This is a genomic window from Nocardia sp. NPDC060259, assembly GCF_042728775.1.
Taxonomy (GTDB): Bacteria; Actinomycetota; Actinomycetes; order Mycobacteriales; family Mycobacteriaceae; genus Nocardia.
Genome location: NZ_JBHXAY010000058.1, coordinates 22,190 through 43,427, shown reverse-complemented (window position 1 = coordinate 43,427; position 21,238 = coordinate 22,190). Strand labels below are relative to the sequence as shown.

Annotated in this window: 21 protein-coding genes; 15 read left to right on the top strand and 6 right to left on the bottom strand. The window is 68.4% G+C overall.

Annotated elements, in window-relative coordinates:
* From ACFWF2_RS20970 to ACFWF2_RS20960, 3 genes are all read right to left on the bottom strand, one after another.
* Window positions 1-455: metal-dependent hydrolase (locus ACFWF2_RS20970; RefSeq protein ID WP_379309107.1), on the bottom strand; the 455-nt coding region annotated here is incomplete at its 3' end.
* On the bottom strand, window positions 452-2,230 hold the full coding sequence (locus ACFWF2_RS20965; protein ID WP_379309106.1) for an amidohydrolase family protein: 1,779 nt from the start codon (window positions 2,228-2,230) through the stop codon (window positions 452-454). The genes ACFWF2_RS20970 and ACFWF2_RS20965, both read right to left, overlap by 4 nt.
* A gap of 7 nt (window positions 2,231-2,237) precedes the next feature.
* Window positions 2,238-3,179: an alpha/beta fold hydrolase gene (locus ACFWF2_RS20960; RefSeq protein ID WP_379309105.1), complete on the bottom strand. Its 942-nt coding sequence runs from the start codon at window positions 3,177-3,179 to the stop codon at window positions 2,238-2,240.
* A 203-nt stretch (window positions 3,180-3,382) separates the two neighbouring features.
* Between ACFWF2_RS20960 and ACFWF2_RS20955 the strand changes: the two genes are divergently transcribed.
* The gene (locus tag ACFWF2_RS20955; RefSeq protein WP_379309104.1) at window positions 3,383-4,072 is read left to right on the top strand and encodes a TetR/AcrR family transcriptional regulator; all 690 of its coding nucleotides are present in this window, start codon (window positions 3,383-3,385) and stop codon (window positions 4,070-4,072) included.
* A 100-nt stretch (window positions 4,073-4,172) separates the two neighbouring features.
* On the opposite strand, the gene ACFWF2_RS20950 is transcribed toward ACFWF2_RS20955, so the two are convergent.
* Window positions 4,173-4,574 (bottom strand): Dabb family protein, encoded by a 402-nt coding sequence (locus tag ACFWF2_RS20950; RefSeq protein WP_379309103.1) that lies wholly within the window; start codon window positions 4,572-4,574, stop codon window positions 4,173-4,175.
* 119 nt (window positions 4,575-4,693) lie between these two features.
* On the opposite strand from ACFWF2_RS20950, the gene ACFWF2_RS20945 reads away from it, so the two are divergent.
* Together ACFWF2_RS20945 and ACFWF2_RS20940 are read left to right on the top strand one after the other, a co-directional pair.
* On the top strand, window positions 4,694-5,323 hold the full coding sequence (locus ACFWF2_RS20945) for a TetR/AcrR family transcriptional regulator C-terminal domain-containing protein (protein ID WP_379309102.1): 630 nt from the start codon (window positions 4,694-4,696) through the stop codon (window positions 5,321-5,323).
* A 70-nt stretch (window positions 5,324-5,393) separates the two neighbouring features.
* The gene (locus ACFWF2_RS20940; protein ID WP_379309101.1) at window positions 5,394-6,767 is read left to right on the top strand and encodes an FAD-dependent oxidoreductase; all 1,374 of its coding nucleotides are present in this window, start codon (window positions 5,394-5,396) and stop codon (window positions 6,765-6,767) included.
* 71 nt (window positions 6,768-6,838) lie between these two features.
* On the opposite strand, the gene ACFWF2_RS20935 is transcribed toward ACFWF2_RS20940, so the two are convergent.
* Window positions 6,839-7,483: an aminoglycoside phosphotransferase family protein gene (locus ACFWF2_RS20935; RefSeq protein WP_379309100.1), complete on the bottom strand. Its 645-nt coding sequence runs from the start codon at window positions 7,481-7,483 to the stop codon at window positions 6,839-6,841.
* A gap of 148 nt (window positions 7,484-7,631) precedes the next feature.
* Here ACFWF2_RS20935 and ACFWF2_RS20930 point away from each other — a divergent pair, with 148 nt between their 5' ends.
* From ACFWF2_RS20930 to ACFWF2_RS20905, 6 genes are all read left to right on the top strand, one after another.
* The gene (locus tag ACFWF2_RS20930; protein ID WP_379309099.1) at window positions 7,632-7,820 is read left to right on the top strand and encodes a hypothetical protein; all 189 of its coding nucleotides are present in this window, start codon (window positions 7,632-7,634) and stop codon (window positions 7,818-7,820) included.
* Window positions 7,821-8,037: 217 nt separating this feature from the next.
* The gene (locus ACFWF2_RS20925; RefSeq protein ID WP_379309098.1) at window positions 8,038-9,228 is read left to right on the top strand and encodes a lipid-transfer protein; all 1,191 of its coding nucleotides are present in this window, start codon (window positions 8,038-8,040) and stop codon (window positions 9,226-9,228) included.
* Between the two features lie 30 nt (window positions 9,229-9,258).
* Window positions 9,259-9,699 carry an SRPBCC family protein gene (locus ACFWF2_RS20920; RefSeq protein WP_379309097.1) on the top strand — a complete coding sequence of 147 codons (441 nt, stop codon included), beginning with the start codon at window positions 9,259-9,261 and terminating at the stop codon, window positions 9,697-9,699.
* Window positions 9,696-10,574 (top strand): MaoC/PaaZ C-terminal domain-containing protein, encoded by an 879-nt coding sequence (locus tag ACFWF2_RS20915; protein WP_379309096.1) that lies wholly within the window; start codon window positions 9,696-9,698, stop codon window positions 10,572-10,574. Before ACFWF2_RS20920 ends, ACFWF2_RS20915 begins: the two co-directional genes overlap by 4 nt.
* A gap of 4 nt (window positions 10,575-10,578) precedes the next feature.
* Window positions 10,579-11,457 carry an SDR family oxidoreductase gene (locus tag ACFWF2_RS20910; protein WP_379309095.1) on the top strand — a complete coding sequence of 293 codons (879 nt, stop codon included), beginning with the start codon at window positions 10,579-10,581 and terminating at the stop codon, window positions 11,455-11,457.
* 2 nt (window positions 11,458-11,459) lie between these two features.
* The gene (locus tag ACFWF2_RS20905) at window positions 11,460-13,673 is read left to right on the top strand and encodes an acyl-CoA dehydrogenase (protein ID WP_379309094.1); all 2,214 of its coding nucleotides are present in this window, start codon (window positions 11,460-11,462) and stop codon (window positions 13,671-13,673) included.
* Between the two features lie 95 nt (window positions 13,674-13,768).
* Here ACFWF2_RS20905 and ACFWF2_RS20900 read toward each other — a convergent pair whose 3' ends face one another.
* A complete protein-coding gene (locus tag ACFWF2_RS20900; RefSeq protein WP_379309093.1) occupies window positions 13,769-14,203 on the bottom strand; it encodes a hypothetical protein in 435 nt (144 codons plus the stop codon).
* Window positions 14,204-14,358: 155 nt separating this feature from the next.
* Between ACFWF2_RS20900 and ACFWF2_RS20895 the strand changes: the two genes are divergently transcribed.
* The 6 genes from ACFWF2_RS20895 (at window position 14,359) to ACFWF2_RS20870 (ending at window position 21,236) form a co-directional block, all read left to right on the top strand.
* Entirely contained in the window at window positions 14,359-15,081 is a 723-nt protein-coding gene (locus ACFWF2_RS20895) for a TetR/AcrR family transcriptional regulator (RefSeq protein ID WP_379309092.1), read from the top strand.
* Between the two features lie 68 nt (window positions 15,082-15,149).
* Window positions 15,150-17,360 carry a serine/threonine-protein kinase gene (locus tag ACFWF2_RS20890; RefSeq protein WP_379309091.1) on the top strand — a complete coding sequence of 737 codons (2,211 nt, stop codon included), beginning with the start codon at window positions 15,150-15,152 and terminating at the stop codon, window positions 17,358-17,360.
* Between the two features lie 116 nt (window positions 17,361-17,476).
* Entirely contained in the window at window positions 17,477-17,938 is a 462-nt protein-coding gene (locus ACFWF2_RS20885) for an aminoacyl-tRNA deacylase (protein WP_379309090.1), read from the top strand.
* 14 nt (window positions 17,939-17,952) lie between these two features.
* Window positions 17,953-19,347 carry a glutamine synthetase family protein gene (locus tag ACFWF2_RS20880; protein ID WP_379309089.1) on the top strand — a complete coding sequence of 465 codons (1,395 nt, stop codon included), beginning with the start codon at window positions 17,953-17,955 and terminating at the stop codon, window positions 19,345-19,347.
* A gap of 101 nt (window positions 19,348-19,448) precedes the next feature.
* Complete coding sequence (locus ACFWF2_RS20875) at window positions 19,449-20,600, top strand: helix-turn-helix domain-containing protein (RefSeq protein ID WP_379309088.1); 1,152 nt, start codon at window positions 19,449-19,451, stop codon at window positions 20,598-20,600.
* 84 nt (window positions 20,601-20,684) lie between these two features.
* Entirely contained in the window at window positions 20,685-21,236 is a 552-nt protein-coding gene (locus ACFWF2_RS20870; RefSeq protein WP_379309086.1) for a nuclear transport factor 2 family protein, read from the top strand.
* Window positions 21,237-21,238 lie beyond the last annotated feature (2 nt).

Genomic DNA, 21,238 nt, shown 5'->3' with positions numbered 1-21,238 from the left:
AGCCAGGCGAAGAAGTGCTCGAGGCTGGCGATGAAGGTCAGCCGCTCCACCATTCGCGCCTCGGCGGCCGCGGTGTTGCCGTCGCGGGGCCCGAGGGTGTTGCGGAAGACGAATTCCATCTGCCGCACATACGGCGCGGTGTCGATGCCGTGCGCGGCCAGCACACCGGCCAGCACCTTCTGGTGGGTCTCGGCGTGCATCGCCTCCTGGCCGATGAAGCCGAGCATGTCCTCGCGCAGCTTCGTGTCTTCGACGTACGACAGCGCCTCGCTGTAGGCCGCGCAGAACATCCGTTCCCCTTCGGGGAGCAGCAGATTCAGCGAATTGACGACATGGGAGGCCACCGGCTCGTCCGGCATCCACCGCAGCGCGGTGTCGGTCCAGTCGAACTGCGCATTGCGCGCGTGCAGCGCGACGTGGGCGGGCTGGGACCGGTGGCGGCGACGTACCTTCATCGGGACCCTCCGGCCGGTGTAATGACAGCGGCGGCACCGGCGCGCAGGAAACTGCCGGTGCCCCATGCGGTGCCGAGTCCGTCGGCGAACGCGCCGCGCTCGAACACCCGCTTGCCGCCGACGACGGTGGCGACGACGGCGTCGTCGTTGCGGTTGACCATCCGGTCGAGCCCGAACTCCGGCAGCGGCGCCTCGTGCAGTTCGTGCACCCTGGCGTCGAGCCCGGCCGGATCGAGGACGAGCAGGTCGGCGCGGTCGCCTTCGCGCAGATGGCCGGCGTCGATCTGGAACCAGTCGGCGAGCTCACCGGTGAGACGGTGGACGGCGCGTTCGACGCTCAGGAAGGGCTTGCCCGCCTCCTGGGCTCGCAGGACACGTTCCAGCAGGCGCAGGGGGTAGTTGTAGAAGGACATGTTGCGCAGGTGCGCGCCCGCGTCGCCGAAGCCCATCTGCACGCCGCTGCTGGCGGCGAGCTTGTTCAGGTAGTCGGGCCGGTCGTTGGCGATGGTGGTGCGCCAGCGCAGCGCGGCACCGTGCTCGACGACCAGATCGAGGTAGGCGTCGACCGGATGCAGACCCCGGTCCTTGCCGACCTGACCGATCGTCCTGCCGACCACCGCCGCGTCGGGGCAGGCCACGATCTCGGCGTCGAAGAAGTCACGGTGCCAGATGCGCGGGGTGAACTTGTTGTCGTACTGCTTGCGGAACCAGCGCCGGTAGGACTCGTCGCGCAGCAGTTCGTTGCGCTCGACTTGATCCTTCAGATGCAGTGCGGCCGCACCGGCGCCGAACTCTTCGAAGACGACCAGATCGATGCCGTCGGCGTACACCGTGAACGGCACCGGCAGGTGCTGCCAGCGGAAGTCGGTGCGCGCGAAGCGGTTCAGCAGGGGCGCCACCGTCAGCATGAACCACACCAGCGGCGGGTAGGCCTTGGAATCGGCGGCCGAGAGCAGCGAGGTGCGCAGCGGGCGGCGGCCGACCCCGGCGCTGGCCAGGAAGAACTTGGCGATGTTCGGGCGCAGGCTCACCGTCGGCGCGCTCTGCAGGACGCGGCGGTGGCGGCGCAGTACCCGGTTCAGCGCCCGCACCTCCTTGCCGCGCGCGTAGGTCGAGGGCAGCGAGCGCGAGCGGTACTCCTCGCCGTCGATCTTGTCGAGCGGGTTCGACATCGACGACAGGCCGAGAAAGCCCGCGGTGATCGCTTCGCCGAGCAGCTCCTGCATCCGCTCGATCTCGGCGGCGGTCGGCTTGGTGTCACGGGTGACCGCGCGTCCGAGGCCGAGCACATGGGTGCGCAGATCCGAATGACCGAGGAACGCCGCGATATTCGGGCCCAGCGGCAGCTCGTCGATCGCTTTCGCGTATTCGGCCGGACCCGACCAGGTGCGGGTGCGGTCGAGCGTCTCGTACACCGCATCGCGAGGCACGGCTTCGACCCGGCTGAAGATGTCGGCGCAATCGGTATTGGACGCCAGGACCGTCGACAGCGAGCAGTTGCCGATGACGACGGTGGTGACACCGTGGCGCAACGACTCCGACAGTTCCGGCTTGATCAGCACTTCGGCGTCGTAGTGGGTGTGCACGTCGACGAAGCCGGGCACGACCCACTTGCCGTCGGCGTCGATCACTTCGGTGTCCGGTCCGACGGGCAGTGGTTCGGCCGAAACACGGTGCACGACACCGTCGATGATGCCGAGATGACGCCGGGCGGCAGGCGCGCCGGTGCCGTCGAACCAGGTGCCGCCGGTGATGACGAGATCGAAATCGGTCATGAGGGAACTACTTTCCGCCGGCGGTCGGGTGTGCTGCGATGAACTTCTCCGCGTATCCGGCGATCGCGCCCGGGTCGGAGAAGGGCAGCCAGTGGCCGCGCGGCAGGTCGTGGCGGATCAGATCGTCTGCCCACTGTCCGTAGTCGTCGTAGCCGGCTGGGCGCACGGCGATGTCGCGGGTGCTGACGATCAACTGCACGGGCACCGCGGTGCGCCGGTCCCGCGGGCCGAGCATGCGGGGAAGGATGTTGGCCTTGTAGAAGCGCAGGCCGGAGATCATGTCGCGGCGCAGGGTGTCGGCGACGGTGACCTGGTCGGGCCGGATGCCCTCGACCAGGCGCAGGAACAGCCGCCACATCCGGGCCGAACCGGCCACCCGGAAGAACAGGCCGGGCAGCACCGGCAGCATGAAGAACCCGGTGTAGGCCGAGGACAGGCTCTGGGCGAGGGTGTTCCAGATCGCGCGCGGGGTCGGCCTGCGCAGCGGCGCCCGCAGGAACTTGCCGAGGTGATCGAGGTTGGGGCCCGAGATCGAGGTGAAGGACGCGACGAATTCCTCGGCGCCCTGCTCGCAGACCGCCTCCCAGACCTGGACCGATCCCCAGTCGTGCGCGACGACGTGCACCGGCTGCTCCGGGCTGAGCTGGTCGACGACGGCGAAGAAGTCGGTGGCCAGGCGATCGAGGCGGTACGCGGACACCGCGCGCGGAGCGCTGGACTCGCCGTACCCGCGGGTGTCGTAGGCCAGGACCCGGTACTTGTCCGACAGCAGCGCGATCACGCCGTCCCACAGGTGGTGGGTATCGGGCCAGCCGTGCACCAGTACCACGGGTACTCCATCGGGCTGCCCGTACTCGAAGACAGCGAGCTCGATCTCACCGTTGCCGACCCGGTGTTGTTGCCTCGGCACTGGCCGGACGCTGGGCTGATTGTCGAGGTGAACCGCCATGGAAATTCCTTCTGGACGCGTGCGCCACTGCACGTTGTACTCCGGGTTCGTTCTATAGTACCGCCGGTACCGGTTGTCGAGTTTCCCGGTACGCCGCCGCCCCTGTCAAGGGTCGACGCGTCCGCAGTCCGGGGATTCGGCGTCGGAACTGCCGGTATGCTGCCGAGACGGCTACGGCGACGCGGAAGAACAGGGAAATGTCGATGACATCGGGGCGTTCGGCCGCGCGGATCCTCTCGCGCGACGATGTCGTCCGGGGTGCGATCCGCGCCATCGGGCGCGACGGCGCGCAGGTGACGATGGGTGCGATCGCGGCCGAGGTCGGCGTCGCGAAACCACGGCTGTACCGCATGTTCGCGGACAAGTCCGATCTGGATCGGGCCGTCGCCGACTGGCTGGTCGACCAGATCTACCGCTCGGTGGCGCCGGATCTGTCGTTGATGATGCAGACCCGCCGTGCCACCGTTCACCAGTTCCTGACCGCGGCCACCGAGGTAGTGCTGACGTACCCGAACGTATTCCGGTACGTCGCGATCACCCAGAGCGTGCCGACCGGTGACAGCTCGGCGCGCCCCCTCGACGTGGGCAGGCGCCTGTCGGGTGATCTCGCCGAGCGGACGAGAACACTGTTCGCCGCGGTCGGCCTCGACACCGACGGTGTGGACCACCTCGCCCGCGGCATCGTCGGTTTCCTCGTCGCGGTCACCGATCTCTGGCTCGATGTGCCGGGCAAACCGGAACCCGCCGCGACCGAGGAATTCGTCGAGCGCAGTACCGATTCCGTCTGCCAACTGCTCGACGGTTTCCTTCGTGGGAAGGGTGTCGTCGTCGACCCGGACCAGCCGGTCGTCGAAACACTGGCCGCGATCTCCCAGGGGATCACCCCACCCTGACCACCGTCACCGTGGGGAGGCGAGGCGCGGAACGGCCGCCGATGTGGCGGCGCCACGTACGTGCGGGTTCCGCGGCCTCCCGGTGCTGAACGGCGATCGACTAGGCGATCCTGACCTGCGGAATCGTTTCCATCAGTCGCGCCCACTCGGGGTACACGGTGAGCTTGTGCTCGTGCAGTGCCTGCAGTTTCGCGGCCAGTTCGGGGTCCGGGTCGTCGGACGCGTCCGGTCCGATGACGAGCGTGTCGAGGTGGGGGATGATCTGCGGGTCGCCCGCGAGGTGAACCGGGTCGTGCATGTACCGCTCCACCGCGTCGAGGTCCGCGAGACCGACGCAGTACGCGTGCGTCAGGCCTTCGGCCGGATCACCCAGATGCCGGCCGACCATCGAGAAGGACACCGATTCCACCGACGCCGTGCGCCGCATGAGTGCCAGCACGGTCTCCCTGTGCTCCTCGGTGGCGTCCTCGCGGAACTTGAACCGTAGCTGGTGAACGATCATCTCTACCTCCTGATGACTACTAAATTGCACTGACGGGTGCAATTTAGTAGTCATGGAAGTGCGTTGGCAAGGGTTAGCCCGGAGGTATGAACACGTAGACGAGCGAATAGCATCGGCCCATGACGGCAGCAGCGACCGGGCGAGGTCGGATCGACAAGCGGCGCGCCATTCTCGATTCGGCGTTGACAGTGTTCGCGCACCGCGGCTACGCGCAGGCTTGCGTGCAGGAGATCGCCGATGCGGCCGGTGTTGCCAAACACACCGTCTACAACCACCTCAACGACAAGGAGACGCTGCTACGTCACGCGGTGGAAGCGGCAGCGGACACGGTCGGCGCCGAATGCCTGGACGCCATCGCGGGCTTGCGCGACACCGATCTCAATCCTGAAGCTGCACTACGCGATTGCGCGTTCCGCATGCTGAAGGTCTGTAACAGCGCCCGTGCTCGCGCCTTGCGCACTCTCACCTTCGCCCAGGTGGGAACCTTCCCGGACCTGGCCGACATCGTCCAGGACCGAACCTCCCGCATGCTCGCCGAGACACTGGCCGACCGCATGGCCCGGCTCACGCTGGCCGGCGACCTGCACACCCGCGAGCCGGCGATCGCCGCCGAGCAGTTCCTCGCCCTGCTCACCGGTCCGCTGGAAGCGCGGAGCCGCCTGGGTACCCGCACAACGTCGAACGCCGAACTGAAGGCCATCGCCGACGCGGCGGTGGATACGTTCCTCGCGGCATACGCTCCCCGCTAGCTCACCCGTACGCTCCAGCGAGAACCTCCTGGCATCCGGAGCCGCACGATGCTCTCGTACGGTGGACGACATGGGCGAACGCATGGTGGTCATCGGTGGGGATGCGACGGGGATGGCCGCGGCGTCGCAGGCGCGCAGGCTGCGCGGCGCCGACGAGCTCGAGATCGTGGTGTTCGAGAAGGGCAACCACGCCTCGTATTCGGCGTGCGGGATTCCGTACTGGGTGAGCGGGGACGTCGGCGACGCCGACGACCTGATCGCGCGCTCGCCCGCCGAGCACCGCGCTCGCGACATCGATCTGCGCCTGCGGACCGAGGTGATCGAGATCGATCCGGCAAAGCGGCAGGTGCTCTCGCGCGAGCTCGGCACCGGCGCGCAATCGTGGACGAGCTACGACAAGCTCGTCCTGGCTACCGGCGCGACGCCGGTCCGTCCGCCGCTGCCGGGTATCGATGCCGAGGGCGTGTACGGCGTGCAAACCCTCGACGACGGGCAGGCCGTCATCGACGGGCTCGCGGCGGCGACCGGGCGGGACGCGGTCGTCGTGGGCGCCGGGTACATCGGTGTCGAGATGGCCGAGGCGCTGGTGCGCCGCGGATTCCGGGTCACCATGGTCACCCGGGGCACCGAACCCATGTCCACGCTCGATCCCGATATGGGCGCGCTCGTCCGGGAAGCCATGGTGGGAATGGGAATCCGGGTCGTGACGGACGCCGAAGTCACCGGCATGCGGATCGGCTCGGGCGGACGCGTCCAGGCGGTGACGACCGCTGACGAAGAGTATCCGGCGGATGTGGTGATCCTCGGGATCGGCGTGCGCCCGGCCACCGACCTCGCGCGCCGCGCCGGGCTGCCACTGGGTGAGGAAGGCGGTCTGCTCACCGATCTCGCCCAGCGGGTGCGTGGATACGACGACATCTGGGCAGGCGGTGACTGTGTGGAGGTGCTGGACCTGGTGTCCGGCACGCTGCGCCACGTTGCGCTCGGTACCCACGCCAACAAGCACGGCCAAGTCATCGGATCGGGCGTCGGCGGCGGATACGCCACCTTCCCCGGTGTGGTCGGCACCGCGATCAGCAAAGTGTGTGATCTCGAGGTGGCCCGCACCGGCCTGGGGGAGGAGGACGCCCGGCGCGCCGGACTGCAGTTCCACTCCGTCACCATCGAATCCACCGGCCGGGCAGGCTATTTCCCCGGCGCCGAGCCCATGACGGTGAAGATGCTCGCCGAACGCCGCACCGGCCGGCTACTCGGCGTACAGATCGTCGGCCGCGACGGCGCCGCCAAACGCATCGACACCGCCGCGGTCGCCCTCACCGCGAGAATGACAGTGGAGCAGGTGATCTCGCTCGACCTCGGCTACGCGCCCCCGTTCTCGCCGGTCTGGGATCCGGTACTGGTCGCTGCCCGCGCAGCGGCCCGCGCGGTAGCCCGCGGCCACTGATTCAGTGGCGCCCGCTATGGAGCCGAGGCGGGCATCGAGAGCGGCCGAAGCACGCGCTGCACGGCCGCCGCTCAGATCAAGGCTGCGGCGAGCCGGTCGGTCGCGGATACCAGCCAGGCCGGATCACCGTTGGCTCGGCCCCACAGCGCTTCCTTGACCGCGCCCGCCTGAGTCCAGCGGCGGGCGCGGATCGGATCGATCTGCGCCGCCTCGCAATAGATGTCGAGGAGCCGCAGGATCGTCGTTTTCGGGTTCGCCGAGCGGAGCAGGTCGTCGAATCGGGGGCTGCGGATGACATTCAGCGCGTCAGATGCGGGGTCGCCGATGTAGCACTTGGGGTCGATCGCGAGCCACGGTTCTCGATCGGACGACAGGACATTGGCGTCGTGGAGGTCGCCATGGACGAGGGTGTTCGGCTGGTCGCGGCCGAGCTCGCGGAGGGTGTCGAGCGCCGCGTCGAGGACTCGGCGCGGCAACGGTTGGCCGAATTCGGCTGCCGTGGTGCGGATCTCGTGCTCCCAGTCGTCCATGTGATCGGCGAGCCGGGGGAGTCCGGCGGGGGCTTCCACGGCCAGCCTGCGCGTGAGGCCGCCCTGGATCGCGACGGCTCGTTCCGGGTCGGTCACGGTGGCCAGGGTGTTGTCGGCGCGTTCGAGCAGCATCGCGTAGCGGGCGTCGTCGCGTGCGTAGATGCGCACGGCGCCGCGGCCGTTCATCGAAGCTATCGCGAATTATCGCGGGCCCGATTCACGTCGTGGCTCCCGCGGTTGCGCAAATGTTCAGCTATGTTACTTTTCCTTCGGCGAGATCGCTGGGCAGCAGGCGGTCGCGTATGGGTCGGCTGCTGGGTCTAGGGAGTGTCGGATGGTGTCGAGTGGCCTGGCCGGGGCTCGTTCCGTCGTGGACCAGCGCAGGCCGTTCTCTGATCCACGATTCGATCGCTTCATGGCGCTGATCGATGGCCTGTCCGTCGAGTCGCACGAGATTCTGACCGGGTTCGCCGAGCGGCTGCGTGCCGTTGAGCGAATGCCTGGCGACTCGCTGGTCGACTAGTCGATTCTTTCGGGAGCTTGCTCTCTTCTGTCCATGTATCTGGGACGTATGCCTCACTAAATCTGTGCTGGTCAGCGCACCGAAAGCGGCCGCGCTCCCGTCCGTGTGTCCGAAATCGGTCCATGCCGAGGTATTGACCTGGACTCGGTGTCCAACCTAAATTGCAGGGACACCGTGTCCCACATAAACGGGACGCGCGGCACACAGGAGTGCGTACATGACACAGAAGGTGTTCGTCGTCGGCGTCGGGATGACGAAGTTCGAGAAGCCGGGCGAACTGGAATGGGACTACCCCGACATGGCCAGGGAGGCGGGCACCAAGGCGCTCGCGGACGCGGGCATCGACTACGACCGCGTCGAACAGGCCTACGTCGGCTATGTGTACGGCGAGTCCACCTCGGGTCAGCGCGCGGTCTACGAGCTCGGGCTGACCGGCATTCCGGTGGTGAACGTCAACAACAACTGCTCCACCGGATCGACCGCGCTCTACCTCGCGGCGCAGGCGATCCGCGGCGGCCTGGCCGAATGCACGCTGGCGCTGGGTTTCGAGAAGATGCAGAAGGGTTCGCTCGGTTCGACATTCGACGACCGTGAGCAGCCGATGATGCGCCACCTGCTCGCGCTGGCCGAACTGCAGGAATTCGCGATGCCGCCCGCGCCGTACATGTTCGGCGCCGCGGGCAAAGAGCACATGGAGCGCTACGGCACCACCGCCGAGCAGTTCGCCAAGATCGGCGTGAAGAACCACAGGCACTCGGTGAACAACCCGTACGCGCAGTTCCAGAAGGAATACAGCCTCGAGGAAGTGCTCGCCGCCAAGCAGATCTACGGCCCGCTCACCAAGCTGCAGTGCTCACCGACCTCCGACGGCTCCGGTGCGGTCATCCTCGCCGGTGAGGACTTCGTCGATCGGCACAACCTGGCCGATCGCGCGGTCGAGATGGTCGGGCAGGCGATGGTCACCGACCTCGAGTCCACCTTCTCGACCCAGAGCGCGATCAACCTCGTCGGCGCCGACATGTCGCGCACCGCGGCGCTGAAGGTCTACGAGCAGGCGGGCATCGCACCCGAGGACGTCGACGTCATCGAGCTGCACGACTGCTTCTCCACCAACGAACTGCTGACCTACGAGGCGCTCGGCCTGTGCGCACCCGGGGAGGGCGGTCGGCTCGTCGACGACAACGCCACCACCTACGGCGGCAAGTGGGTCGTCAACCCGTCCGGCGGCCTGATCTCCAAGGGGCACCCCCTCGGCGCCACCGGCCTGGCCCAGTGCAGCGAACTCACCTGGCAGCTGCGCGGCGATGCCGACGCCCGCCAGGTCGACAACGCGCGAATCGCCCTGCAGCACAACATCGGTCTGGGCGGCGCGGTCGTGGTGACCGCCTACCGCCCGGCCAACCGCTGACTTCCCCCACGAAACCCGAGGAGTAACCCCATGGCATCTGTGTCCGTTTCCACCGATCTTCCCGTCACCCCCGAGCAGGCGTGGGCCCGCCTGAGCGACCTCGCGAACTGGGAGGACTGGCTGACCATCCACCAGGGCTGGCGCAGCGAGCTCCCCACCGAGCTGACCGCGGGCTCGCGCTTCATCGAGGTGGTGTCGGTGATGAACATGGCCAACAAGATCGAGTGGACCGTGGCCGAGGTCGACCCGAACAGGTACCTGCGCATCACCGGCACCGGAATGGCAGGTGTCACTGTGGAATTCGCGCTCAAAGTAGAGCCGACCGAGTCCGGCTCCAGTGCCGCGTTCGACGCGAGCTTCAAGGGCACCATGATCGTCGGCCCGATCGGCAAGGCCGTCGCCAAGCACGCCGAAGCCGACCTGAAGGCCTCGATGGCCAAGTTCACCGAGCTCGTCGGATCGGCCGCATGACCACTTCGGAATCGGCCGGGGTCGTCTTCGACGGCTCCGGCCTGGGGGAGTGGACCGACGAGGAGCGGTTCTCGGTCACCGCGGAACGGATCGCGGAATACGCCGCGGCGACCAATGATCCGATCGACGCTCACCGCAGCGGCGAGATCGCTCCGCCGGTGTTCGCGGTCGTCCCGGTGTTCACCTCGATGGCACCGGCCGCCCTGTCGGTCGCGCCGGTGGAACTGCTGATGAAGCTCGTGCACGGTGAGCAGGACTTCCTGTTCCACCGGCCGATCCGGGCAGGCGACGAACTGGTGGTGCGCGCCAAGCCGATCGGCTACCTGGGCAAGCCGAACGGTTCGACCGTGGTCGTCTACGCCGAAACCCGGGACGCCGCAGGCGAACTCGTCAATGAGCAGTGGATGACGGCGTTCTTCCGCAAGGTCGACGCCGGTCCAGGCGTCGGGGAGCAGGCGCCCGGGCACCGGATCACCGACGCCGACCGGGCGAGCGAACCGGTCGCGCAGGTCACCGCGCACATCGACAGCGACCAGACCTTCCGCTACTCGCCCGCCTCCGGCGATCCGATGCCGATCCACCTCGACGACGAAATCGCCAGGATGGCAGGCCTTCCCGGCATCATCAACCACGGGCTGTGCACCATGGCGTTCACGTCGTGGGCCGCGCTGACCGAACTCGCCGGCGGTGACACCGCTCGCCTGCGCCGCCTCGCCGTGCGTTTCGCCAAGCCGGTGCTGCCGGGCCAGGACATCACCACGACCCTGTGGCGCACCGCCGCCGCACCGGGCGTCGCCGCCTACGCCTTCGAGACCGAAGCCGCGGGTCAGATCGCGATCACCGACGGCCGCGTCGAAATCAACGAGGAGAACTGAACTCATGGGAAAGCTTGACGGTCGCGTCGCAGTCGTCACCGGCGCCGGGCGCGGTATCGGCCGCGAACACGCGCTGCTGTTCGCCCGCGAGGGCGCGAAGGTCGTTGTCAACGATCTCGGCGGCGCCAACGACGGCTCCGGCAGCGATGCCGGACCCGCGCAGCAAGTGGTCGACGAGATCGTCGCCGCCGGTGGCCAGGCGGTCGCCAACACCGATAACATCGCCACCTGGGATGGCGCGAAAGCCCTTGTCGACCAGGCGATCAACGAGTACGGCACGCTCGATGTGCTGGTGAACAACGCGGGCATCCTGCGCGACGCGTTCATCGCGGGCATGGAGGAATCCCAGTGGGATGCCGTCATCGCCGTGCACCTCAAAGGCCACGCCGCGACCCTGCACCACGCCGCGGCGTACTGGAAGGCACAGACCAAGGCGGGTGTGCCCGTCAACGCGGCGGTGATCAACACCGCCTCGGCCTCGGGCACCTTCATGCCCAACGCGGGACAGGGCAACTACGGCGCCGCCAAGGCGGGCATCGCCGCACTGACCCTCGTCGCCGCCGACGAGCTCGAGCGCTACGGCGTGCGGGTCAACGCGATCGCCCCGATCGCGCGCACCCGCCTGACCCTGGCCACCCCCGGCATGGGCGCGCTGTTCGCCGCCGAGGTGCCCGAGGGCGAGTTCGACGCGTTCGCCCCGGCCAACATCTCGCCGCTGGTCGCGCACCTGGCCGAGGCCGACTGCCCGCTCACCGGCAAGGTGTTCGCCGTGCAGGGCGGCGCGATCGTCGAACTGGCCGGCTGGCACGACGTGCGCACGGTCGAGACCGACGGCCCGTGGACCATCGACGAGGTCGCCGCCAAGCTGAAGGAGACCAGCTAGCCATGGCCCGCAACAGCTATGAGCTCGGCGTCGGCGTCAGCGAGGACCACCTGGCCCTCGCCGACGCGGTGCACGGGTTCGTCGAACGCACCATCACCGCCGAGATCGTCCGCGCGGCAGTCGAAGCCGGCGAGCCGGGCAAGCAGCTGCCCTACTGGGACGCGCTGGTGGCGCAGGATCTGCTGAGCCTGCACGTCGCCGAGGACCTGGGCGGGCAGGGTGCGGGTCTGCTGACCATGGCCGTCGCGCTCGAGCCGCTCGGTCGTGGCCTGCACACCGGTCCGTTCGTGCCGACGGCACTGGCGAGCGCGGTGCTCGCCCAGGACGGTGGGGCATGGGCGCAGGCACAACTGCCCGGTCTGGCAGACGGGTCGCGCACCGGTGCGGTCGCGCTGTCGTCGAACCTGACCGGCGTGCTGCGTGACGGCGCGCTGGTCGTGGACGGCACCGCCGACGGCGTGGTCGGTGCGGTGTCGGCGGATGTGATCATCGCGCCGGTCACCGTCGTCGGCGAGCAGCGGTGGGTCGCGTTCGAGAACGCCGATCTGACCGTCGCCGCGCAGGACAATGTCGACGTGCTGCGCGCAGCGGCTCGGCTGCACGCGGATTCGGTCGAGGTGTCGGCGGCACGGGTGCTCACGGTCGCCTCGGCGCGGGTGCGCTCGGTCGCGGCGGTCGTGCTGGGCGCCGAGGCGGTGGGCGTGATGTCGTGGTGTGTCTCGACCGCGGCCGAATACGCCAAGACCCGCGTGCAGTTCGGCAGGCCGATCGGGCAGTTCCAGGGCGTCAAGCACAAGTGCGCGCACATGGGCATCGCGCTGGAGAAGGCGCGGGCGGTGCTGTGGGACGCGGCCTATGCCCTCGATCGTGACGACGAGACCGCCGACTACGCGGCCGCCGTCGCCGCGCTGATCATTCCCGACGCCGCGGTACAGGTCGCCCAGGATTGCATCCAGGTCCACGGCGGCATCGGCTTCACCTGGGAACACGACGCGCACCTGTACTACCGCCGCGCGCTCGCGCTGCGCGGTCAGCTGGGTGCGCGCGACGAACGCGCCGAGGCGGTCGCCGGCTACGCGCTGTCGGGGCTGACGCTGTCCAGTGAACTGGAGTTGCCCGCCGAGGCCGAGCGGATCCGGGCCGGTATCCGGGCAGAACTCGCCGCGATCGCGACGATCGACGACGAGGACGACCAGCTCGTCGCCCTCGGCGACGGCGGCTGGAACCTGCCGCATCTGCCCCGTCCGTACGGCCGCTCGGCCTCGCCGCTCGAGCAGGTGGTGATCTCGCAGGAGATCAAGGCTTCCGGTATCCCGATGCCGCAGCTGCTGATGGGTACCTGGGCGGTCGGCGCGATCGTCCCGCACGGCGACGAGCGGCAGAAACGGGAGCTGGTCGTGCCGACGCTGCGCGGCGAGGTCGTGTGGTGCCAGCTGTTCAGCGAACCGGGCGCGGGCTCGGACCTGGCGAGCCTGACCACCAAGGCGACCAAGGTCGACGGTGGCTGGCGGGTCACCGGGCAGAAGATCTGGACCACGGTCGCGCAGTTCGCGGAATGGGCGATGCTGATCGCGCGCACCAGCCCGGACAAACCCAAGCACGAGGGCATCACCTACTTCGTGCTCGACATGTCCAGCCCCGGCATCACGGTGCGGCCGCTGCGGGAGATGACCGGATCGGCGCTGTTCAACGAGGTGTTCCTCGACGACGTGTTCATCCCCGACGAGAACGTGGTCGGCGCGGTCGACGACGGCTGGCACGTGGCGCGCACGACACTGGCCGGTGAACGGGTGGCGCTGAGCCAGAAGATGGAGGCCTACGCCACCGACGCCGACCTGCTGCGGTTCGCGGTCGGGCGGGACCTGTCACCGGTGGCGCGCTACCACGTCGGCGAGCTCATGGCCGAGAGCCGGGCGGTGGACGTGATCGGTTCCCGGGTGGTGCTCAAGCAGCTGTCCGGCATCGATGTCTCGACCACTTCCAGTGTCGGCAAGCTGCTGGGTATGGCACTGGGACAGGCGATTTCGGAGTTCGTCGTCGCCGAACTCGGCATCGCCGGCGTCGTCTCGGTGCCGGGGGAGCGCAGTGATCACGCGATGGAACAGCTGATCGCCGGGCGCGCCACCACCATCTACGGTGGCACGACCGAGGTGCAGCTCAATGTCATCGGTGAACGCATGCTGGGGCTGCCCCGCGACGCGTCGGTGACCGCCTGAGGGTGCTCACGGCCGCCCGCCGACGGCGTCCCGGCGCGGCGACAGACAGGTGGTCGCGGCACGCACCCGCGACCACCTGCACACCGGCAGTTGATTCAGGGCACGCTGTGGGCGAAGACCAGAATCCCGCCGACCAGCAGGGCGACGACCTTCCCCACCTCGAGGGCGATGTAGGCGTGATGACTGTGCGACCGTGGCGCGTCGATGCCCGCGAGCACGGCATCGCTGCGGCGGGTCAATCGCGGGCGCACGGCGACGACCTGGACAGCGAAGGCCACCATGGCCACGGTGAGCGCCCGCGTGGCGGCGGTGCCGGGGGAGTCGACGAGGATCGCGACGAGAATCGTTGCGGCGAGGACGAGTTCGGCGATGTTGAGTGCGCGGAAGACCAACCGGCCGATGCCGAGCCCGATCGGCACGGTCACTCCGGGTGCCCGGAACTTCAGTGGCGCCTCCAGGAACGAGATGGCCAGCACCATGCCGAGCCAGCAGAACGTCGCCGCGGCGATCACAGCCCACGCGGTGGTCATGTCGATCAGGTCCTCTCCGTCGGTGTCGGTACCCGACCCGAACAGGATCGCCGATGGATCGTGATCTGTCCCGAGTCCGTGTCGGCAGGGCGCCGGACCCGGCTGGGATACTGTCCCCGCCGGATCGCGCCGATCCGGCGCCCGATGGGAGGAATGTGACCGCACAGCGCGCCGATGGCAGGGCCAGCCGATGGGACCGGCATCGCGCCGAGCGCCGGGACCGGATTCTCGCCGCTGCGCTCGAGGCTGTGCAGGCGCAGGGCGCCTCGGTGGGCGTGCAGGAGATCGCCGATCTCGCGGAGGTACCGAGGTCGGTGCTGTACCGGTTGTTCAAGGATCGCCAGGACCTCGACGAACAGTTGCGTGCCCGCATCGTCGACGACCTGATGGCGGTGCTCGCGCCGACCCTGAATCCCGAAGGCACCGTGGCCGAGGCCATCGCGCGGTCGGTCGATACCTATGTGGGGTGGATCGCCGCCAATCCCCGGCTGCACTACTTCCTCGGCGCCGGGTCCGAGGGCAAGCAGCGGCACAATTCACCGATCGTCTCCGGCACCAAGATCGCGATCGCCGGCACCGTGCGCGAGGTGTTCGAGAACGCGTTGCGCGCCCAGTCGGCCCCGGTGACGATCGCCGAGCCGATGGCCTTCGGCCTGGTCGGGTTCGTCGACGGCAGCGTGAACCGGTGGCTGAGCCGCTCGATGCAGCCGATGGACGCGGCCGAGCTGTCGTCCTACCTGCAGGGGGCGATCTGGGCGATCGTGGACAGCAGCCTGCGCAAGGTCGGGGTCATGCTCAATCCGCTGACGCCGATGGCCGATCTCGTGGCGCCGCCGAGCGATACCCTTGAGCAAGGGAGTCTTGATGGAAGGAGCTGACGTGGGGCAACCAGTCCGCATCGCGTGTAGCCGCCGCGTGATCGCCCGAGGCTGATCTCGAGCGACCGATGTCCGAGCAGCCGATCGACCTGGTCGATTCAGCCGAACGAACCCGCACCGCGCTCGCCAGTGCCGTGGCGCTGCTCTCGCAGGCTTGGGCGTCCGGTTCACCACCCGATCTTGCGGTCTTCCTGCCCGGGGAACCGGCGGCGCGGCGCACGATCCTGATCGAACTGATCAAGATCGACCTCGAATACCGCTGGCTTCGGTATCACTGTCCCAAACGACTGGCCGAATACCGCGCCGAATTCCCCGAGCTGCGCGATGGTCCCCTGCCCGCCGAGCTCGTCTACGAGGAATTCCATGCTGTGCGCCGCGGATCGTGGGCAACCGATGCGGCGGCCACCGCCGGTGCGGCGACCGCGGCGGCGACCGGCCCCGAGCCGACGAGCGACGACTACCAGAGCACGATCATCGCTCGTCCCGGCGCGCAGGCTCTGCTCGACACCATCGATGTCGGCGATCGCGTCGACGACTTCGACCTCCTGATGAGGATCGGCTCCGGCGCCTTCGCCCAGGTCTATCTCGCCCGGCAGCAATCGATGCAGCGACTCGTCGCGGTCAAGATCTCCCACAACCACGGCATCGAGCCGCAGACGCTCGCCCAGCTGGACCACGAGTACATCGTGCGCATCTTCGACCAGCGGCTCATCGCCGACGGCCAGCTGAAGCTGCTCTACATGCAGTACCTACCGGGCGGGACGCTGCTCGACGTGCTGCGGTTGCGGCGCTCGACGCCGCCCGAACGCCACGACGGGCAACTGCTGCTCGACGCCGTCGACGAGGTACTCGCCGAGAAGGGTGAGGTCAGGCCGACCGAATCGGCGATCCGAACCAGGACCGCGGCACTGACCTGGCCGGAGACCGTCGCCTGGCTGGGCCGCCGACTCGCGGACGCGCTGCAGCACGCGTCCGAACGCGGGGTGTTGCATCGCGATATCAAGCCAGCGAACGTGCTGCTCAGCGCCGAGGGCGTGCCGAAGCTGGCCGACTTCAACGTCAGCTTCAGCAAACGGATCAAGGGCACCAGTCCGCTGGCCTACTTCGGCGGATCCTTGGCGTACATGTCGCCCGAACAGCTCGAAGCCTGCCATCCCGAGCTGCCCGCGACCGCCCTCGACCTCGACACCCGCAGCGACATCTTCGCGCTGGCCGTCATGCTGTGGGAATTGCTCACCGGGCGGCGGCCCTTCCCGGACGAGTCGTCGGCGGGTGAGTCCGAGACGTCGCTGGCCCGCATGCTCGAATTGCGGCGCAGACCGGTCGAGTCGACATTCCTGTCGGAGCTTCCGCCGGATTGCCCCATGGCGCTGCGCCGCGTGCTGTTGAAATGTCTGTCGCCCGATCGCGAGGACCGGTATTCGTCCGGCTCGGAATTGGCCCAGCAGTTCGACCTGTGCCTCGAGAAAAGGGCCCGCGACCTCGTGTATCCGCCGCCGGACAGCTGGCGAACGCGGCTGTCGCGGTGGCCAACCCCCGTCCTCTGGTTGTCGTCGATGGTCGGTGTCGGCCTGGCGACGGTGTACTTGGCTGTGCACGCCCAGGAACTGATCAGACAGCGCCTGCCCGACGCCACGAACGCGCAGATCGACAAGGGCATCCTGGTGTGCATTCTCGGTGGCTTGCTGTTGGCCATCGTCATCTACATCTACATCTCGCGCGATCAGCTCGAGGTTCTTCGCGGCTTGCGCAAAGACAGACGCTACGGCGAGGCACGGCTCGCGCGAGTGCGGTCGCGGACACTGGTGTGGGGCGACCTGTGTGCGCTCAACACCCTGCTGTCCGCGCTGATCGCCACCGTGACGGCCGTGCTGCTGCTGCGCTGGTTCACCGACCTCCCGGTGCGGCTGCAGATCCACGCGGCGATGACTGTTCTGGTGGCGGGCACCATCTCGGTCGCCTACACCTTCTTCCTTTCCACGTTCTACCTCGTCCGCTGCGTCTATCCCCGCTACCTGCGCCACGGACGCACGACGGAGCGCGACGCCGCCGACCTGCGCTGGCTGCGCCGGCGAACCACGGTCTACCTCGCGGTGACGGCGTCGGTGCCGGTGGTCGGGGTGCTGGCCGGATTCAGCTTTCTCGAACCAGAGGAGCTGTGGCTCGTGCGCGACTCGGTGCTGGGGCTGTGCGCGGCCGCCGGGCTCGCCTTCGTCGCTGTGTACTGGTTGTTCCGCAAGCTGGACGCCGACCTGCGCGCGCTCAGCCGGGTGGTCTAGCGCTCGACGCGCCGGCCGCCGAATTCCGTGGGCTCCGTAGGGAGGTAATGGGCCTATGCTGAATTCAAGGCCGCCGAGCTCGGCGGTGGTGCCAACCAGCCGATGGAGGTTCCGCCATGGCCATGTCACCCACCGTGCACACGTGCCTACTGGATGCGGGTGTGGAGTATGAGACTGTGCGGCATCCGCACAGCCATAGCAGTACCGAGACCGCCGAAACAGCGTCCATCCCCGGCGACCGGCTCGCCAAGACGGTCCTCCTCGAAGACGACCAGGGCTACGTCGGCGCCGTGCTGCCATCCACTCATCACCTGCGGCTGCCGAAACTGTGGGACCAGACCGGGCGACGACTGTCGTTCGCTCACGAGTCGGACATGCGCGAAGTCTTCAAGGACTGCGAAGTCGGCGCGATCCCTCCCGTGTGCACCGCTTACGGCATGACAACACTGATGGACGAAAGCCTGAGCACTCAACCCGACATCTATTTCGAGGCCGGGGACCACGAGACGCTCATCCACATGCGCACCGAACAGTTCCTGCGCTTGATGGAACACGCGCAGAAGGGACGGTTCTCCTAGCCGGGCTCTTCGACGTGGACCTTCTGACCGAGCAGGAACGTCGTCACCGCTCCCACCACGCCAGTAGCGTCGCCGCGGCGCTGCACGACCGTGGAATCGTCGCGGTTGCCCTGACCTGGGTGGACACCAGCGGCATCACCCGGACCAAAGCCGTCCCGCTCGAACGGCTACCCCACGCCGCGGCGTGGGGCGTGGGAGCCTCCCCCGTATTCGACGCGTTTCTGCTCGACGACTCGATTCTGTCCGGGCATTTCGCCGGCGGGCCGACCGGCGACCTGCGGCTCCACCCCGACCTGGCACGCATCGCACCGCTCGCCGCTCTCCCCGGCTGGGCGATCGCCCCTGCCGACCGGTATAGCCAGGACGGCGCACCGCACCCACGCGACCCCCGGTTGCTGCTGCGCCGCATCGTCGACGAATTCGCCGCCGACGGGTTCGTGGTGCGCGCCGCGATCGAATTCGAATGGGTCGTCTCGCGGACCGACCCCGCCGACCCCGACGCGTTCCACCCGGCTTCCACCGCGCCCGCCTACGGTGCCGCCAAGCTCGTCGAGCTCGGCGGCTACCTGCGCGATCTCCTCACCGCGCTGCGAGACAGCGGCATCGCCGTCGAGCAGATCCATCCGGAATACGCGGTCAGCCAGTTCGAATTGTCCATTGCCGCCGCTGATCCGCTGGCCACCGCCGACACCGCGATCGTGGTCCGCGAGACCATTCGTGCGGCCGGCGCCGCACATGGCCTACGCGCATGCTTCGCACCGATGGTCGACGTCGACGGAGTGGGCAACGGCGGCCACATCCACCTCAGCCTGTGGGCCGACGGGCGCAACATGATGGCAGGTGGCTCTGGGCCGTTCGGTCTCACCGACCCGGGCCACCGCTTCGCCGCAGGCATCCTGAAACACCTGCCCGGGCTTCTCGCGATCGGCTGCCCGTCGATGGCCAGTTACCTGCGACTGCGCCCCAGTCACTGGGCCGGGATCTACGCGTGCTGGGGGCTGGAGAACCGTGAGGCCGCACTGCGTTTCATCACCGGGGCCGATGGCGAACGTGCGGACGCCGCCAACTTCGAGGTCAAGTGCTTCGATCCGGCGGCCAATCCTTATCTGGCGCTCGCCGGCCTGCTGATCGCAGGCCGGGCGGGCCTGGCCACCGACCTCGCGCTGCCGAAACCGGTCGCCGTCGATCCCGCCGGCCTCGATCAACACACCCGCGACGCCGAAGGGATCAGCACGCTGCCGAGAACCCTGCACGATGCGGTCGCCGCCTTCGAAGGAGACCCGGTGCTCTATGGCGCGTTCGGCGCCGAACTGGCCGACACGATCAGCAGCGTCCGCCGCGGCGAGATCGCACTCTTCGCCGACGCCACTCCCGCACAGATCGCCACCGCGACCCGGTGGCGGTTTTGACCTGCTGTGCCATCCAGCGGGATGATCCGGGTGAAATCCCGCGGCGACCGGGCATGCTCGGTGTCACTCTGATCGACAGTCCACCACAGTGGAGGTGCCGAATGGATGAGCCCGAGCCGACCGCTGACCTGATGCGGATCGTCGAGTACTTCGATCGCTTCGCCGAATCCGACGCCAATGCCGATACGGTGGTCCGCGCGGCCGCGGTCCTGGCCGAATGCCCGGCGGGCGCGCGCTGGCCGTCGGGCACCACCATTCGGTATGACGCGGCGGGCCGACTGCTTCCCGCCGCCGCACCACCGCCGGGAGCATTCGGCACGGAGCCCGCGGTGTGGCTGGAGCGGTCCGGCGCCCCGCACCCCCGGGACGGCGTGCTGGTCGGCCGGTTGCGGCACTGTCTGCTGGTGACATCGCGCCGGGGTGCGGCCGGGCCGACCGGGCTGGCCGACCCGGCCCTGCTCGAAGTGGTGCTGTCGGAGGAACAGCGGCGCGCGGATCGGGTCCGCGCGATGCGCCTGCTCGGCGTCGATCCCGGGCGGCCGATGTGCCTGCTGGCGGTATCCGGACCGGGCACGGCGGACGCGGTGCGCATCATCGCCGAGCATGTCCCGGTGGTCCGCTCGACGATCCTCGGCACGACCACCGCGGTGCTGATACAGGACGCAGGCACCTGCCGGGAGTTGTCGGATGTGTTGAATATGGCTGTCGTGCAGTCATTTCCGGCATCACGGCGAGGCGCCGACGGTCCCTGGGTCGGAATGGGCGAACGGCTGCCCGCGTTGGCGGCCGCCACCTCCTGGGAGCAGGCGCGGCGTGCGCTGCGATTCGCGTCGTCGACCTGGCACGGACGCCGGGTGATCGCCTTCGAACGGCTCGGGTCTCTTGCCCTGCTCGGGGAACTGCCGGTTTCCCGGCTCCTCGGCGCGCCGGATGTGGTGCGGCTCAACGACTTCGCCGCGACGGAAGCCGGCGGCCAGGCCGTCGACACACTGGAGGCATTCTGCGTGTTCGGATCACTGCGGCGCACCGCGGACGAACTGCACCTGCACCACAGCACTGTCGCGGCACGGATCGCCCAGGTCGAGACGGTGATGGGCTGGCATGTCGGTGAGGCGCTGGACCGGTTCATGGCTACCTTGGCGCTGACGATGCGCCGGATCGCCCTGTCGTCGGCGGAATTGTCCCCGGACCCGCCGACCGGACCCGACACGCGTCGGGCGGTTCGGAACCATCCACCGACGGATGTCGGGTGATCTGGATCACTGCTGTCGGCGACGATCGACGGGCACCGGGTAGGTGCAACCGGGAAACCCGGTGTACGAGAAGGAGTCTCCACCATGGCGGTCATCGATCCGAACAACACCTGGGCGCCGCTCGAACAGCGCCTGGCCGTCACCACGAACGAACGCCACCGCACGGTGCTCGGCATCGTCATCGAACACATGAAGGCCGAAGCCGCACCCGATCTCGACGGGCTCATGCGGACCCTGGTCCCCGAACCGGCCTACCACTTCTGGAACGAAGGCAATGACGTCGGCCCGAAGGGCCGCGACGTCGTGCACACCTACTACTCCGACTTCGTCGCCAGCCGCAGCAACGTGCTCGAGTACCAGCTGGACCGGCTGGTCGTCGACGACCACTGTGTGGTGACCGAGGGCTTCCTCAAACAGATCTACCCGGGTGCGTACGCCGCGCAGATCGGCATCCCCGTCGACGATCCGGCCGCCGACTACCTGGTCGTGTTCCGTCAGCTGCTGCTGTGGCCGATCGATGCCGAGGGCCGCATCGAAGGTGAGGATTCGTATCACTCCGGCCCCGCGGAGATCCGCAAGCTGACCTTCGACGAATTGCCGCGCGAATACGTCGAACTCGTGCACCCGGGCGCGTGACG